Below are 14,206 nucleotides of genomic sequence, written 5' to 3' on the forward strand. Positions count from 1 at the left end.
TTGCGGTGCAACTGAAAGCAAGAGCTTATCAGCTAAGGGTCACACAGAAGTTGTTGACAAGGCGATCCCTGCCACCTGCACAACAGACGGCAAAACCGAGGGTTCACATTGCTCAGTTTGCGGCGCTGTTATCAAGGCACAGACAACGATAACTGCCACAGGTCACAAGTCAAGCGGTTGGATAGTTGACAAAACGGCTTCTATCGGAGTTAAAGGTTCAAAGCACAAGGAATGTACAGTCTGCAAGAAAGTTCTTGAAACGGCTGAGATCCCTGCACTTTCAAGAATTAGCATTTCAAAGGCAAGCGTGACACTTTCCACTTCGACCTACGCATATGATGGCAAGGCAAAAACTCCGTCCGTTAATGTAAAGGTCAATGGAAAGACTTTGAAAAAGGATACTGATTACACTGTTTCGTACAGCAACAACACCAAGGTAGGAACAGCAAAGGTCACTATCACAGGCAAGGGCAATTACACTGGCTCAGTTTCTAAGACCTACAGTATCAAAAATAACTTCAAGAAAGCCACAGTTTCGAGCATTTCCACAAAGGCTTTCACTGGCAAGAACATCACTCAGAGCATTACTGTTAAATACAATGGCAAAACATTGAAAAAAGGCACTGACTACACAGTTTCATACTCTAACAACAAGAACATAGGCACTGCCACTGTAAAAATCACAGGAAAATGCTCATACACAGGCACTATCACAAAGACGTTCAAGATAAATCCTGCCAAGCAGGAGATACAGAAGCTCACGGCAAAGAGCAAGGCATTCTTTGTGGACTGGGCGCAGAAAGGCTCTGCTACTGGATACGAGATTCAGTATGCCACCAACTCAAAGTTCACAAGTGCAAAGAAAGTTACCATAACAAACAACAAGACTGACAAGACCACTGTTTCAAAGCTTTCAGGCAAAAAGAAATATTACGTTCGTGTTCGTTCGTACACAACTGTAAAGGGTACTAAGTATTATGGTGCTTGGTCGGCTTCAAAGAGTGTGACTACTAAGAAATAATTTTTATCGTTTATGAAAATATCCCCCATGCAGAGGTTTTTCTGCATGGGGGAGTTTTTTGCGTTAAAGCGTACATTTTGTCGGCAAAGCCACCCTGAAATGTTACGACCGACAATAAAAAAAACACCGCACAAAGTCTTACCTCTGTGCGGTGTAAATATCTACTTTATTACTTCCTCTTAGAAACCACCATAGCTGCACCTGCAAGTGCTGCTAGACCTATACTTATGCCCATTGCCGCATCTGTATTAGGGTTTGTGATGCTGTTAGGATTTGTCGTTGTCTTTGATGATGAAGCCGCTGCGCTGCTGTCATTTGTTGCTTCAGAAGAAGCCTCGGAAAATGACTCCTCTGCTTTGCTCTCGCTGCTCTCCTCACTTGACGACTCCTCAACAACGTTATTGAACTCAACGTCGTCGTCCTTTGTCATTTCGTCAACGCCGTCGTCAACCAACTCAACTCTCTCCCAGCCGTAAATGCCTTCAATAGCATTTGTAAGCTCATAAGCTGCTGTCTTCTGTGAAACAGCTGATGGGTGATAGTCAACTGCATAACCATTGTTTTCGCTGTCCTGAACGCTGAACTCGAAAACTGATACCTTGCTGTCGCCTGTTTCAGTCTTATAAGTGTCAACTGCATCTGTAATAGAAGGATAAAGCTCCTGTCCCATAATACCGAGTGTACAAAGTATCTCAGAATTTGGATTCTTAGCTCTTATCTCCTTGAGGAAATTTACATAGCCATTTTCAAACTCAGCACACTTATCAGCGTCACCCTTTGTGTATGAGTTATCGTTTGTACCAAGATTTACAACGATAAGCTCAGGCTGATACTGTGAGAAATCCCAATCATAATTAGCTGTCTGCTCACCGTCGAACCAGCTCCATGTAAAGCAGAACTTATCATAGAAATTTGGCACAAGCAGTGCGTCATTTATCTTGCCGTTGCCTGAATAACCAGAGATCACACCTGCTCCGCTTACTGATACAAAGCTGTAGTCAGCGCCAAAATTCTGTGCTGCCTTGTAAGCATATGTCTTTGCGGCGTTCTCGTTGTAGATAGAAAATGACTTTCCAAGTGGATCATCAACACCGTATCCACAAGTGATAGAGTCACCAATAAACTCGATAGAATGCTTAGCTGCCTCTGTTGGCTGTGGCTTGCCGTCTACCTCAAAGCTGTCAATTGCGATAACGCTCTGTGCAGCTTCTGAAAGCTTTATGAGCTTGACAGTGCTTTCGCCCTCAGGAAGCTCTACCTCAACTGCGTTTGTCTTCTTATTTTTTATGTAGCCCTGCTTAACAAGCTTGCCGTTTACAAATACACCAATTCTTGCCTCACCTACGCTGCCGTTTACATTGAAAACAGCCTTTGTGCCTGTGCATTTGAACTCGATACCGCTTGCAGAATAGCCAAGTATCGTTGTGTCGCCCTTTCTGTAAGTACGACCGATAAGCTTAACATTGTCGCTTGTTGCCTCATAAGAGGTGAGCTTGTCCGTTGCTTCCGTGTCTGCCATGACTGTCATTCCCATGCAGCCTGCTGCAATTGCCGCAGCACAGAAGCCTGCCAAAAACTTCTTCATACTATGATTTCCTCCATTGTTTAATTTTTTTGTATCTTTTGCCTTAATATTTCTCGATCCAATAATTTAATTATACTCTATCTGCAAGATATATACATTAATTTATTATTAATATTTATTCGTCATTTTATTAACAGGGTTGTTAGATATTCTTTATCCTCTTATAAACCACAGCCGACAGCGGTGGACAGACGAAACTGCCTGAAACGGGCTGTTTGTTCATCTTGCCACTTTCATCAAGCCTGAGATAAAAGCTTCCCTCAGGCAGACCGAAGCCCCTGTTCTCGTAGTAAGGATTAAGTGCGATAACATAGCATTCTCCGTCTTTTTCAAGCTTCCAGCTTACGCAGTTCCAATCGTCATTGTGCATAAAATGAAGATGTGCGTTCACGTCCTCTTTAGTGTTCATTCGGAAAAGCGGACTTCCCTTTCTCAGCCTTATAAGAGCCTTGTAATACTCAAAGACCTCTTTATATTCAAACTTTCTGTTCCACTTTATGGAGTTAGTGTAGTCAGGCGCATTGTAGCTGTCATGGGAATAGATATTCACATCGTTTGGCTCTTCGCCCTCTTTGAGTATCCTCGGCTTTGACCTAAGAAAATCCTGACCAAGCTGTATGAACGGCATGCCCTGTGAAAGTATCACTATCGCAGCCGCAAGCTTATCCATTTTTATCCTTACGCCCTCACTGTCATTCTTTGCCGATATACAAAGCTTGTCCCACAAAGTATTGTTGTCATGAGCCTCACAGTAATTCACCGCCTGAGTAGGTTCAAAAGCCCAGCAAGCTTCTTTTGCGTCATTTATCTGATAGTGTGGCACAGAGCCGGCTATACCACGCCTTAGGGTAGAAGCCGCATTTCTGTTTCCGCTGACAAAGCCCTTGTCATATGGATTAAAAGTACCGCCCTTAATGGAATCTCTGATGTTATCGTTGAAAAGTCCAACTCTTCCAAACTGATATGAATTCCATTTATATGCAAGTCTGTCAGCTGGGAGCGGTGACTCTCCTCCCGTCCAGCCCTCGCCATACATTAGTATCTGAGGGTCTATCTTGTTAAGCTCGTCCCTTATGATGTTCACAGTTTCAATATCGTGAAGCGCCATAAGGTCAAAGCGGAAGCCGTCTATCTTATATTCCGTTGCCCAAAATCTGAGAGAATCTATCATGAATTTTCTCATCATCATATGGTTTGAAGCCGTTTCGTTTCCACAGCCCGAGCCGTTTGAAAAAGAGCCGTCATTTCTTATTCTGTGGTAATAATACGGGAAAGAACGCTCAAAGGCTGACTCCTCGGTATAGTAAGTGTGATTGTATACCACGTCCATTACAACGCCAATGCCGTTCTCGTGAAGTGCCATAACAAGCTGTTTGAACTCTCTTATCCTGCACTTAGGGTCATAAGGGTCTGTGGAATATGACCCCTCAAGGCAGTTGAAGTTCTTAGGGTCATAGCCCCAGTTATATTGATTGAGCCATGGCTTGCTCTCGTCCACAGTGGCATAATCTTCCACAGGAAGCAGGTGAACATGGGTTATGCCAAGCTCTTTGAGATGCTCGATACAAGTATTCACACCCTGATATTTCGTACCCTTATCGGCAAAAGCCACATACTTACCTCTATGCTCAGGAGCAACGCCTGATGAACTGTCCGCAGAAAAATCCCTGACGTGGCACTCATACACCACTGCGTCGCAGGCATTTCTGCACTTAGGCTTCTTGACCTTGTCCCAGCCCTCAGGGTCGGTGGTCTTGAAATTCACCACCGCACCAACGTTTCCGTTGACTCCGCAGGCTTTTGCATAGATATCTATAGTTTCATGCCTTGTTTTGTGGTCAAACTCAAATGTATAGGTATAAAAAACACCGTCAAGGTCACGGAGTATCTCCACATACCAAACACCGTGGTCAAGCCTTTCCATAGGCAGGCTTTCAAGACGGCTTTTGCCCTCACCGTCAAGATACAGATTAAGATAAACTCCCGTTGCAAGCGGCGACCATGTTTTGAACACAGTTTTGCCCTCTTTCATGACCGCACCCAGATCGTTTCCTATATATTGATTATCTCTGTCGAACTGTTCATAATTCAATCTGTACATCAACCATGCCCCTTGCCTATATTTTTTACGTCTTAGATATTTTTACTTCAGACTTTCGCCAAGCACCGAGCCTTGAAGAAGCTTAGTTTCAAAGCCCTCCCTCGTATTTTTAAGCAGGTCATCGCAAAGCTTTACCTTGTCCTTTTCAAGAAGCAGCAGGATAGTTGAGCCTCCAAACTCGAAATATCCCTTTTCTTCGCCCTTTGTGACCTTTACGCCGCCCTCAGTGTGCAGATTAGTTATCCTGCCCACCATAAGAGCACCGACTTCCATTTGAATAATATCTCCGAACTGCTCCGTTCTTATCATGCAATATTCTCTGGAATTTTCCTTGAAAACAGGCAGATAATTGTTCACCACAGGGTTCACAGTGTGAAGAATACCATTTATCTTTCTGTTGTGGCTCTTTACGCCGTCTGCACAATAGCAATAGCGGTGATAATCGTCCACTGAAAGTCTGATGATAACTGCATAGCCACCCTCATAACGCTTTGCAAGCTTGCTGTCCCTGAGAAGCGAGGCGGTATTATACACTGCGTTCTTTATAATAAAGGTATCAGACTGTGTTATCTTATAAGCAGTCACCTTACCGTCACAAGGTGAAACAAGCAGATCCCTGTCCTTAGTGATAAAACGTCTGCCAGGCTTTATTTTTCTTGTGAAAAAGTCATTGAAAGAGCGATACATTCTTTCCTCATAGTCAAACATATCTATGCCGTTTTTTTCTGCAAAGCCGAAAATAAAAGGCACTGAGAACTTGCTGTCAAGTATCACTCTTGCGCACTTTGAAAATATCGGACAGCCGAGGAATTTCATAAGCGCCCTGCCCATTGCCGAGCTGTAGGCAGCCGCAAGAAAGCTATCCTGAGATGTGGTCTGTTCGTATTCTCTGCCCTGTCTGTCACGATATTTCATCTGTTTCTCTCCTTTTATTTACATTATTGTAGGGGACGACACCCCCGACGTCCTGTTTTTCACACACCTGTCCGACAAAAACATTTCCCATTCAGGTAACTTTTATCTTAGATTATATGCTGCATTTTAAGATAGCCGAGAAGGATTATCGCACCTATAGTAAAGAGTATCAGCACGCCCTTCATGGAAAGCTTCTTGACATTTATTTTCAATACAAAGAGTATTGAAATAAGTATCATAAAGCTATGGAAAACAAATGGAAAAATATTTCTCGGTATATTGTGCTGACCAATGAACAGCAGAGGAAGTATCATAGCAACTGTTGTAACAGGCAGACCCTTATATTCTTTTCTGTTCTCTGTTGTGTTTCTCTGACGCTCTTCCTCCATAACGTTGAAGTAGCCAAGTCTGATAACAGCGCCCAGAACTATCATAATGCTTGCGATAAGACGAAGCGGATAAACTGAATTGTAGTGATAGCCTATGACAGCAGGGAAAACACCGAAGCAAACAAGGTCGCACAGCGAGTCGATCTGTATGCCGAACACCTTTTCATGCTCTGTTCTGTTTTTCATGCTTCTTGCTATCTTGCCGTCAAAAAGGTCGCAGATACCCGAAATAAGCAGGCAGAGAAAGGCTATGGACATATGATTTTCAAAGACCTGTGTAATGCCGAACACTGACGAAACAAGTCCTATGTATGTGAGTATTACCGAATAATTATAAAAACCGATCATTTTTTCTTTTCCTCTCATTCTTTTTCGACTTCTTTTTTAACTTCCTGCGATCCCTCAAGACCATTCTTCTTATCATTCCTCATAACGATAAAGTGAGCCACGAATGTTACCAATGCGCTCATTATCAGCAGTAAATAGAAGCTGAGTCCACGGCTCAGTAGCATTGCAGGCTTTACAAGCTCTGCGGTGAAAATGCCCATGAACATATATGTGAAGCAGCCCTCTGTTACGCCTGCCGCACCAGGCAATGGCAGCATTTCAACTGCAACGCCTATCATAGTCTGAAGTGCGATAGTATTCCAAAAACCTGTTCCGCTAAGGCCGTAGGACTTATACACTATCCATGTGACAGCCAGCAGGAACATTCTCTGCACCAGTGTGATAAGAAAAATATTTATCACAGTGTGTACATTGCTCTTTATATATTCCGAACCGATCATGTAATTGTCGCAGATACGCTTTATTTTGTTTATGTATTTTTCGTTGTTCTTTTCTTTGAGTATCCTTATGCGTGTCAGAAGATTTATAAGCTTTATGCCCATTTTTCTCGCCCACAAAGGCTTATAGAAAATAAACACAAGCCCTGCGATATAGGCGATATTCAGTATAAAGCCGATAAGCAGAAGCCACCAAAGCCGTCCCACATGAAGCTTTATAAAGCCAAAGTTGAAAAGCAGGAACGCCACTGCAAGAAGCACCTGCACAGCCTTGAAAGCTATGGTGATGATAAGCATTATCAAGGTGGAAAAGCCTATCTTTATGCCGTCTTTCTTCATGTAATACATCTGCGCAGGCTGTCCGCCGGAAGCAGACGGCGTTATACAGCTAAAGAAAAAGCCTATAAACGAATATTTCAAACAACGCCTGAAAGGAGTTTTTACTTCAAAAAGTCTCAGCATATACTTTATTATGACCGACTCCCCTGCCACATAGCAGAACACGCACACAGCACCCACTGCAAGCCAGCTTTTCTTTGCAAGGTGAAGATCCGCCACTATGTCGGAAAATTCTTCTCCTCTGAAAAGCAGTCTGACTGTCAGCCAGCCTATGACCACAATAAAGAATATATTAAGAACATATTTCAGGTTCTTTTTTATTTTCATCATCTCCGAATTTTCAGCCTGTCCATTAAAAGGTCAGACCATTTTTGTCCCACACATATTTTTTACAGCACGAATGCCATAAAGCACAGATTTACTATTATCTGCAAAATTGTAAATCTTATTACTACCTGAGTATCAGACCAGCCCTTGTTCTTTCTTGCATGGTCGTGAAGAGGAGTTCTTATGCCCTCCATAAATTTCTTTATTTTCAGGAAACGTCTGAAAGAAAGCTTGAGAAGTCCAAGTCCGCCGTCAAGTATGATAACTATAGCCATAGGGATAAATGCGAACGGTGCGGCGGTTTTTAAGAACATCACCGCAAGGAAAACGCCCAGCGCTCTCGAACCTGCGTCTCCCATGAGCATCTGGCTAGGCGAGCAGTTGAACCACAGATAAGCCGCAAGCGTCACGAACATTATCATAGGAAGGAGCATATCAGCCGCACCACTCTTTGTCACCATAAATGCAAGTGGCAGAAGAACTGTCATGACCAATGAACCGCATAGCCCGTCAACGCCGTCTGTACAGTTTGTAACGTTTATGGCCGTCCAAACGAGGACGCCTGCAAGGATGATGAACAGCGGTGCAGGGATAGTGAAAGTGGAATCTGTGATATAAAGCTTCACCTGCGAGCCGTTATAAAAATAGTATGTAAACGCAATGCCAAGAGATATAACAAGGTCGATAAGACCTTTTTTCAGGTTGCCCCAAGGAGTTTCAGCAGCATCGTCAAAATATCCGCTGAGCATGGCGGCATACACAAGCACGAGATAGATTATGTTCTCGATATCGAGAGGATAGAAAAGTGCTGTGCAAAGGGTAAAGGAAGTCACAAAGATAATTCCTGCGCCACGAGGCTTGCCCTCAGAAAGAGCACCGTTCACAGCGAACGCTCTGCCCTGATCTTTAGGCAAAATGCGTTTGAAGAATTTCAGGCTGAAAAAAGCAATAAGAAAACTGCACAGCATTGGCACAAGCAGCACCAATGTAGTATTATTCGTCTTAGCCAAAAGGTTATAAAACATTGTCATCGTCCTTTTCTGTTTCAATTCATACATATACTATTATATTATACAACATAGCTGTGCAAAATGCAAATATTATTATCCGTCATTTTGCACAATTTTTTCTTAATGGTTTCTTAATGTGGAGTAGGCTAGGGATTTTTAGGGTGAGGGTTGAACACTTTGAACTTTTGTGCTATAATTATCTTATTAAGGAGGCATTTTTATGGCAATAAAAGACAAAGTGCTGGAACTTCTCGACGATAACAAGGGCAAATATCTTTCAGGCGAACAGCTTGCTGACACGCTGGGCTGCACCCGTGGGGCTGTTTGGAAGGCTGTGAAAGCTTTGCAGGAAAACGGCTACCCTATCTCTGCGGTGACGAACAAGGGCTATTCCCTTGATGAAAACACCGATATACTTTCCCTTGCAGGCATAAAAAAATATCTTGACCCTGACCGTCAGGGGCTTGAAATAGAGGTATACAAGGAAGTAAGCTCCACTAATCTGGTACTCAAAGACTATGCAAATCAGGGTGTGCCCGAGGGCAGGATAGTCATTGCAGGTATGCAGACCCAGGGGCGTGGAAGGCTTGGACGTTCTTTCTTCTCGCCATCTGATTCGGGACTTTACATGAGCATTCTTCTCCGCCCTGACATGGCTGCGGCTGACGCTGTCAAGATAACCACTGCTGCTGCAGTTTCAGTTGCGCTTGCTGTGGAAAAGGTCAGTGACCAAAAGCCTGACATAAAATGGGTCAACGACATTTACATAAACGGCAGGAAGATATGCGGAATACTCACGGAGGCTTCTTTCAGCATGGAAAACGGCGGACTTGACTACGCTGTGCTTGGTATCGGTGTGAACACCTACGAGCCGGAAGGCGGTTTTCCTGAGGCAATAAGAGATATCGCAGGACCGATATTCCACGAAAGAAAAAGCGATATGCGAAACAAGATAGCCGCAGAGATAATAAACAATTTCATGCGTCTTTATGACAGCTTTGAAGAAAACAGCTTTTACCCAGAATACAGAAAACGCTTGCTGTGGGTAGGCGAGAAGATAAACGTCATAAGAGGGAGCGAAAAAACTCCTGCCACAATGCTTGGGGCTGATGAGGACTGTCGCCTGCACGTCAGATATGAGGACGGCAGAGAAGAATATATTTCTTCAGGAGAGATAAGTATTCGCAAGGCTTAACATAATATACGAAATGTTAGGTATATCTAATGAAACAAACGGCTATGATTTTTTATAATTAATTCAGTTTATCAAATAGTATCAGCAGGTCGAGTCATTGAGAAATGGCTCGATTTTTTATGCATTATAACTATATAAACGTTTTCGTTTATGTGTATTTCTACAAGTTAGTCAATGCTTATTCTAATTATATATAGCCCATGTAAATAAAAACATTATTCTTTTTGTGTCATATAGTATATAATTATAGTTGACAGTATGTCTTGATTATTGACTTTGTAATCAAATTTAACTTTAATTATATGGAGGAAATTTTATGACAAAAGAATTTGATTATTCACCGATCGACAAAATTCTTGAAAATCATGAAAAAACAGCGGTCATAGCCATATTGCAGGATATTCAGGAGATATATCACTATCTTCCAAAGGAAATATTCCCATATCTTGCAAAAAAGCTTGGCACAGGCGAAGCAAGAATATACAGCGTTGCGACCTTTTATGAGAATTTTTCTCTCGAGCCAAAGGGCAAATACGTTATCAAATGTTGTGACGGCACTGCCTGTCATGTAAGAAAATCTATACCTATTCTCGAATATCTCAGAGGAGAGCTTGGTCTTAGCGAGAAAAAAACCACCACTGACGATCTGATGTTCACAGTGGAAACTGTTTCATGTCTTGGCGCCTGTGGACTTGCCCCTGTTCTCACTGTGAATGATGTTGTTCACCCTGAGATGAATCCTGACAAGGCTGCGGCTCTGCTTAAGGAACTGAGAGAAAAGGAGGCTGAATAATATGCTGCTGAAAACGAAATACGATCTTGACAACGCTCGTGAACAGTATGGTAAGCTTGTTGACAAGCAGGCTAGAAAAGTGCTTGTTTGCGCAGGTACAGGCTGTGTTGCAGGCGGTTCGCTGAACATATACCAGAAGCTTATCGAAACTATCTCCGCAAAGGGATTGGAGTGCGTGGTAGCACTTGCTGACGAGCCACATGATGATGATATTCACGAGGGCGCTATCGGCGTAAAAAGAAGCGGCTGTCACGGCTTCTGCGAAATGGGTCCACTTGTTAGAATAGAACCAGAGGGCTGGCTTTACACTAAGGTGAAGCTTGACGATGTTGACGAGATAGTTGACAAGACTATCTGCAATGGCGAGTGCGTTGAAAGACTGTGCTACAAGAAAAACGGCGAAATATATCGCCAGCAGTCAGAAATACCATTCTATAAGATGCAGCAGCGTATCGTTCTTGAACACTGCGGTCACATTGACGCTACTTCCATAAAGGAATATCTTGCTATAGGCGGCTACAGAGCCTTTGAAAAGGCACTTCTCGATATGTCACCTGAGGATATCCTCAACGAAATGACAGAATCTAATCTTCGTGGACGTGGAGGCGGAGGATTCCCTCTTGGCAGAAAGTGGACAAGCGTTGCAAAGCAGAAAAGCCCTACAAAATACATAGTCTGCAATGGTGACGAGGGCGACCCTGGCGCATTTATGGATCGTTCTATCATGGAGGGCGACCCACACAGACTTCTTGAAGGCATGATGATAGCCGGTATCGCAACAGGCGCGAAAGAGGGATATATCTACGTTCGTGCGGAATATCCGCTGGCAGTATCACGTCTTAAAGGTGCTATCGCACAGGCTGAGCAGTTTGGTCTGCTTGGTGACAATATACTCGGCACAGATTACTCATTCAGAATACATATAAACCGTGGTGCAGGCGCATTTGTTTGCGGTGAAGGCTCTGCCCTGACGGCTTCTATCGAGGGCAAGCGTGGTATGCCTAGAGTTAAGCCGCCAAGAACTGTTGAACATGGTCTTTTCAACGAGCCTACAGTTCTCAACAACGTTGAAACGCTTGCCAACGTGCCTGTTATCATCAACAACGGTGCAAAATGGTTCAGGAGCATAGGCCCTGAGAACTCCCCTGGAACAAAGGCTTTCGCTCTTACGGGCAACATCTCGAACACCGGTCTTATTGAAGTGCCAATGGGAACTTCTCTCAGAAAGGTAATATTCGACATCGGCGGCGGCATGAGAGGTGACGGAAAGTTCAAGGCTGTTCAGATAGGCGGTCCGTCAGGCGGCTGTCTTGTTACGCCTAACCTCGATATCCAGCTTGACTTTGACTCGCTGAAAAAAGTCGGTGCTATGATCGGCTCAGGAGGACTTGTTGTTATGGACGATAAGTCCTGTATGGTAGAAGTTGCAAGATTTTTCATGAATTTCACCCAGAACGAGTCCTGCGGAAAGTGCGTTCCGTGCCGTGAGGGTACAAAGAGAATGCTTGAGATACTTGAGCGTATCGTAAATGGTAACGGTCAGGAGGGGGATATCGAACTGCTTCTTGAGCTTGCCGACACTATCTCCTCAACTGCTCTCTGCGGCCTTGGAAAGACGGCTGCATTCCCTGTTGTATCTACGATAAAGAACTTCCGTGAGGAATATGAAGCTCACATAAGAGATAAGAAGTGTCCATCAGGCAACTGCAAGAAGCTTGTGACATATCAGATCGACCCTGAGATATGCAAGGGCTGTTCAAAGTGTTCAAGAGTCTGTCCTGTGGGTGCGATCAGCGGTGAGATCAAAAAGCCGTTCAAGATCGACACCTCTAAGTGCATAAAGTGCGGAGCTTGTATTTCCAACTGCCATTTCAAAGCTGTCAAGGAGGTTTAATTTTAGCTATGAATAAAGAGTTTATGATAATCGACAATATCCCCGTTGCTATAAACGGTGAAAAAAATCTGCTTGAGCTTATCAGAAAGGCAGGCATCGAGCTTCCTACATTCTGTTACTATTCTGAGCTTTCAGTATACGGTGCTTGCAGAATGTGCATGGTGGAAAACAAGTGGGGTGGCATGGAAGCCGCTTGCTCAACTCCTCCGAGAAACGGTATGGAGATATACACAAACACACCAAGGCTGAGAAAATACCGCAAGATGATATTGGAACTTCTTCTTTCAAATCACTGCGGCGAATGTACGACCTGCGATAAAAACGGCAAGTGCAAATTGCAGGAGCTTGCCGCAAGATTTGATATCCACAGGGTACGTTTTGACAATCCAAAGTCCAAGCCTTGTATCGATGATTCTTCTGTATCTATCACCAGGGACGCCAACAAGTGTATCCTCTGCGGTGACTGCGTAAGAGTGTGCAACGAAGTACAGAACGTTGGTGCAATAGATTTTGCATTCAGAGGCTCAAAAATGAAGGTAGCCTGCTCATTTGACAAGCCTATAGGCGATTCAAACTGCGTTGGCTGCGGTCAGTGTGCGGCAGTCTGTCCAACAGGCGCTATAATCATAAAGAACGACAGCCACAGGCTTTGGAAAGAGCTTAATCAGGAGGACACTATTGCAGTGGCTCAGGTAGCTCCGGCTGTAAGAGTTGCAGTGGCAAAAGAGTTCGGCTACAACGGTGAGAACGTTATGGGCAAGATAGTTGCAGCACTTAGAAGAATAGGCTTCAACTACATTTTCGACACCTCTACAGCCGCAGACCTCACTGTTATGGAGGAGTCAAAGGAGTTTGCAGACAGGCTTGCAAACGGAGGAAAGCTCCCGCTGTTCACATCATGCTGTCCTGCATGGATAAAGTATGCTGAGAACGAGTATCCTGAGATACTGCCTAACATTTCCACTTGCCGCTCACCGATGCAGATGTTTGCTTCCGTAATAAACGAGAAGTTCAAGGGCGAGGGCAAGAAGATACTTTCTGTTGCTGTTATGCCTTGCACTGCCAAAAAGGGAGAAGCCGCAAGAGATGAGTTCAAGGACGAAAACGGCAAACCGTTGGTTGATTTTGTCATCACAACTCAGGAGCTTATCATGATGATAAAAGAAGCCGGTATCGTGTTCAACGAGATAGAGCCGGAAGCTGTTGATATGCCGTTCGGCACTATGACAGGCGCAGGTGTAATCTTCGGTGTAACAGGCGGTGTAACAGAAGCAGTTATCAGACGTGTTTCCACAGACAAGTCACTTGCTTCCCTGAGAAATCTTGCATTCGAGGGTGTAAGAGGCTTCGAGGGCATAAAGGAGCTTGAAGTACCTCTTGGCGACAAGGCTATCAAGGTCTGCGTTGTAAACGGACTTCGCAATGTTGAGGTCATAATGAACAGAATGAAAGCTGGCGAGCATTTCGACCTTATCGAAGTTATGGCTTGTCCAAACGGCTGTATAGGCGGCGCTGGTCAGCCAAAGGCTACTATCGACGAGAAGAAAGAGCGCAGTGTTAATCTTTACAATGCTGACAAGCTTTGCACTTTGAAGCGTTCAGAAGAAAATCCGCTTATGGATAAGCTTTACGAGGGTATCCTCAAGGGCAGAGAGCATGAACTGCTTCATGTAAGCTATGTAAAATAACAAAATAGCGTAAATAGCGAAAGGCTGCACGAAACTGTGCAGCCTTTTTTTGTGTCGAAAAACTATAATAACGGGGCGACCTGAGGTCGCCCCTACATATAACAACGTATTTACATAAATTGTAGGGGACGGTGCCCTCAACGTCCCGCTTATTTAGGACGTTG

11 protein-coding genes are annotated in these 14,206 nt (G+C 44.0%); 5 read left to right on the forward strand and 6 right to left on the reverse strand.

From position 1 onward, the window contains the following. A partial coding sequence (locus OCV57_RS13510; RefSeq protein WP_267301971.1) for a fibronectin type III domain-containing protein occupies window positions 1-1,021 on the forward strand: 1,021 nt, incomplete at its 5' end. A gap of 169 nt (window positions 1,022-1,190) precedes the next feature. Here the strand turns inward: OCV57_RS13510 and OCV57_RS13515 are convergent. From OCV57_RS13515 to OCV57_RS13540, 6 genes are all read right to left on the reverse strand, one after another. Next, window positions 1,191-2,606, reverse strand: coding sequence for an SGNH/GDSL hydrolase family protein (locus OCV57_RS13515; protein WP_267301972.1), 1,416 nt, complete (start codon window positions 2,604-2,606; stop codon window positions 1,191-1,193). Window positions 2,607-2,748: 142 nt separating this feature from the next. Next, a complete protein-coding gene (gene pulA, locus OCV57_RS13520; protein ID WP_267301973.1) occupies window positions 2,749-4,707 on the reverse strand; it encodes a type I pullulanase in 1,959 nt (652 codons plus the stop codon). Window positions 4,708-4,749: 42 nt separating this feature from the next. After that, window positions 4,750-5,622 (reverse strand): phosphatidylserine decarboxylase, encoded by an 873-nt coding sequence (locus OCV57_RS13525; RefSeq protein ID WP_267301975.1) that lies wholly within the window; start codon window positions 5,620-5,622, stop codon window positions 4,750-4,752. 107 nt (window positions 5,623-5,729) lie between these two features. Continuing rightward, a complete protein-coding gene (locus OCV57_RS13530; protein WP_267301976.1) occupies window positions 5,730-6,359 on the reverse strand; it encodes a CDP-alcohol phosphatidyltransferase family protein in 630 nt (209 codons plus the stop codon). Window positions 6,360-6,373: 14 nt separating this feature from the next. Then, entirely contained in the window at window positions 6,374-7,465 is a 1,092-nt protein-coding gene (locus OCV57_RS13535; protein ID WP_267301977.1) for a lysylphosphatidylglycerol synthase transmembrane domain-containing protein, read from the reverse strand. 59 nt (window positions 7,466-7,524) lie between these two features. After that, on the reverse strand, window positions 7,525-8,487 hold the full coding sequence (locus OCV57_RS13540; protein ID WP_242998712.1) for an MraY family glycosyltransferase: 963 nt from the start codon (window positions 8,485-8,487) through the stop codon (window positions 7,525-7,527). A gap of 205 nt (window positions 8,488-8,692) precedes the next feature. On the opposite strand from OCV57_RS13540, the gene OCV57_RS13545 reads away from it, so the two are divergent. The 4 genes from OCV57_RS13545 (at window position 8,693) to OCV57_RS13560 (ending at window position 14,042) form a co-directional block, all read left to right on the forward strand. Beyond that, window positions 8,693-9,667 carry a biotin--[acetyl-CoA-carboxylase] ligase gene (locus tag OCV57_RS13545; protein WP_267301978.1) on the forward strand — a complete coding sequence of 325 codons (975 nt, stop codon included), beginning with the start codon at window positions 8,693-8,695 and terminating at the stop codon, window positions 9,665-9,667. A gap of 316 nt (window positions 9,668-9,983) precedes the next feature. Continuing rightward, window positions 9,984-10,460, forward strand: a complete 477-nt coding sequence (locus OCV57_RS13550) for a complex I 24 kDa subunit family protein (protein ID WP_022288457.1) — start codon at window positions 9,984-9,986, stop codon at window positions 10,458-10,460. 1 nt (window position 10,461) lies between these two features. Next, complete coding sequence (gene nuoF / locus OCV57_RS13555) at window positions 10,462-12,354, forward strand: NADH-quinone oxidoreductase subunit NuoF (RefSeq protein WP_181986125.1); 1,893 nt, start codon at window positions 10,462-10,464, stop codon at window positions 12,352-12,354. Between the two features lie 8 nt (window positions 12,355-12,362). Further along, window positions 12,363-14,042 carry a [FeFe] hydrogenase, group A gene (locus tag OCV57_RS13560; protein ID WP_038670850.1) on the forward strand — a complete coding sequence of 560 codons (1,680 nt, stop codon included), beginning with the start codon at window positions 12,363-12,365 and terminating at the stop codon, window positions 14,040-14,042. The last annotated feature ends 164 nt before the right edge of the window (window positions 14,043-14,206 follow it).

This window comes from Hominimerdicola aceti (assembly GCF_025567495.1).
Classification (GTDB): domain Bacteria; phylum Bacillota; class Clostridia; order Oscillospirales; family Ruminococcaceae; genus Hominimerdicola; species Hominimerdicola aceti.

Excerpts from the sequence above, each read along its gene's own strand:
- OCV57_RS13515 (WP_267301972.1), bottom strand. The coding sequence starts at position 2,606 with ATGAAGAAGTTTTTGGCAGGCTTCTGTGCTGCGGCAATTGCAGCAGGC.
- pulA (WP_267301973.1), bottom strand. The coding sequence starts at position 4,707 with ATGTACAGATTGAATTATGAACAGTTCGACAGAGATAATCAATATATA.
- OCV57_RS13525 (WP_267301975.1), bottom strand. The coding sequence starts at position 5,622 with ATGAAATATCGTGACAGACAGGGCAGAGAATACGAACAGACCACATCT.
- OCV57_RS13530 (WP_267301976.1), bottom strand. The coding sequence starts at position 6,359 with ATGATCGGTTTTTATAATTATTCGGTAATACTCACATACATAGGACTT.
- OCV57_RS13535 (WP_267301977.1), bottom strand. The coding sequence starts at position 7,465 with ATGATGAAAATAAAAAAGAACCTGAAATATGTTCTTAATATATTCTTT.
- OCV57_RS13540 (WP_242998712.1), bottom strand. The coding sequence starts at position 8,487 with ATGTTTTATAACCTTTTGGCTAAGACGAATAATACTACATTGGTGCTG.
- OCV57_RS13545 (WP_267301978.1), top strand. The coding sequence starts at position 8,693 with ATGGCAATAAAAGACAAAGTGCTGGAACTTCTCGACGATAACAAGGGC.
- OCV57_RS13550 (WP_022288457.1), top strand. The coding sequence starts at position 9,984 with ATGACAAAAGAATTTGATTATTCACCGATCGACAAAATTCTTGAAAAT.
- nuoF (WP_181986125.1), top strand. The coding sequence starts at position 10,462 with ATGCTGCTGAAAACGAAATACGATCTTGACAACGCTCGTGAACAGTAT.
- OCV57_RS13560 (WP_038670850.1), top strand. The coding sequence starts at position 12,363 with ATGAATAAAGAGTTTATGATAATCGACAATATCCCCGTTGCTATAAAC.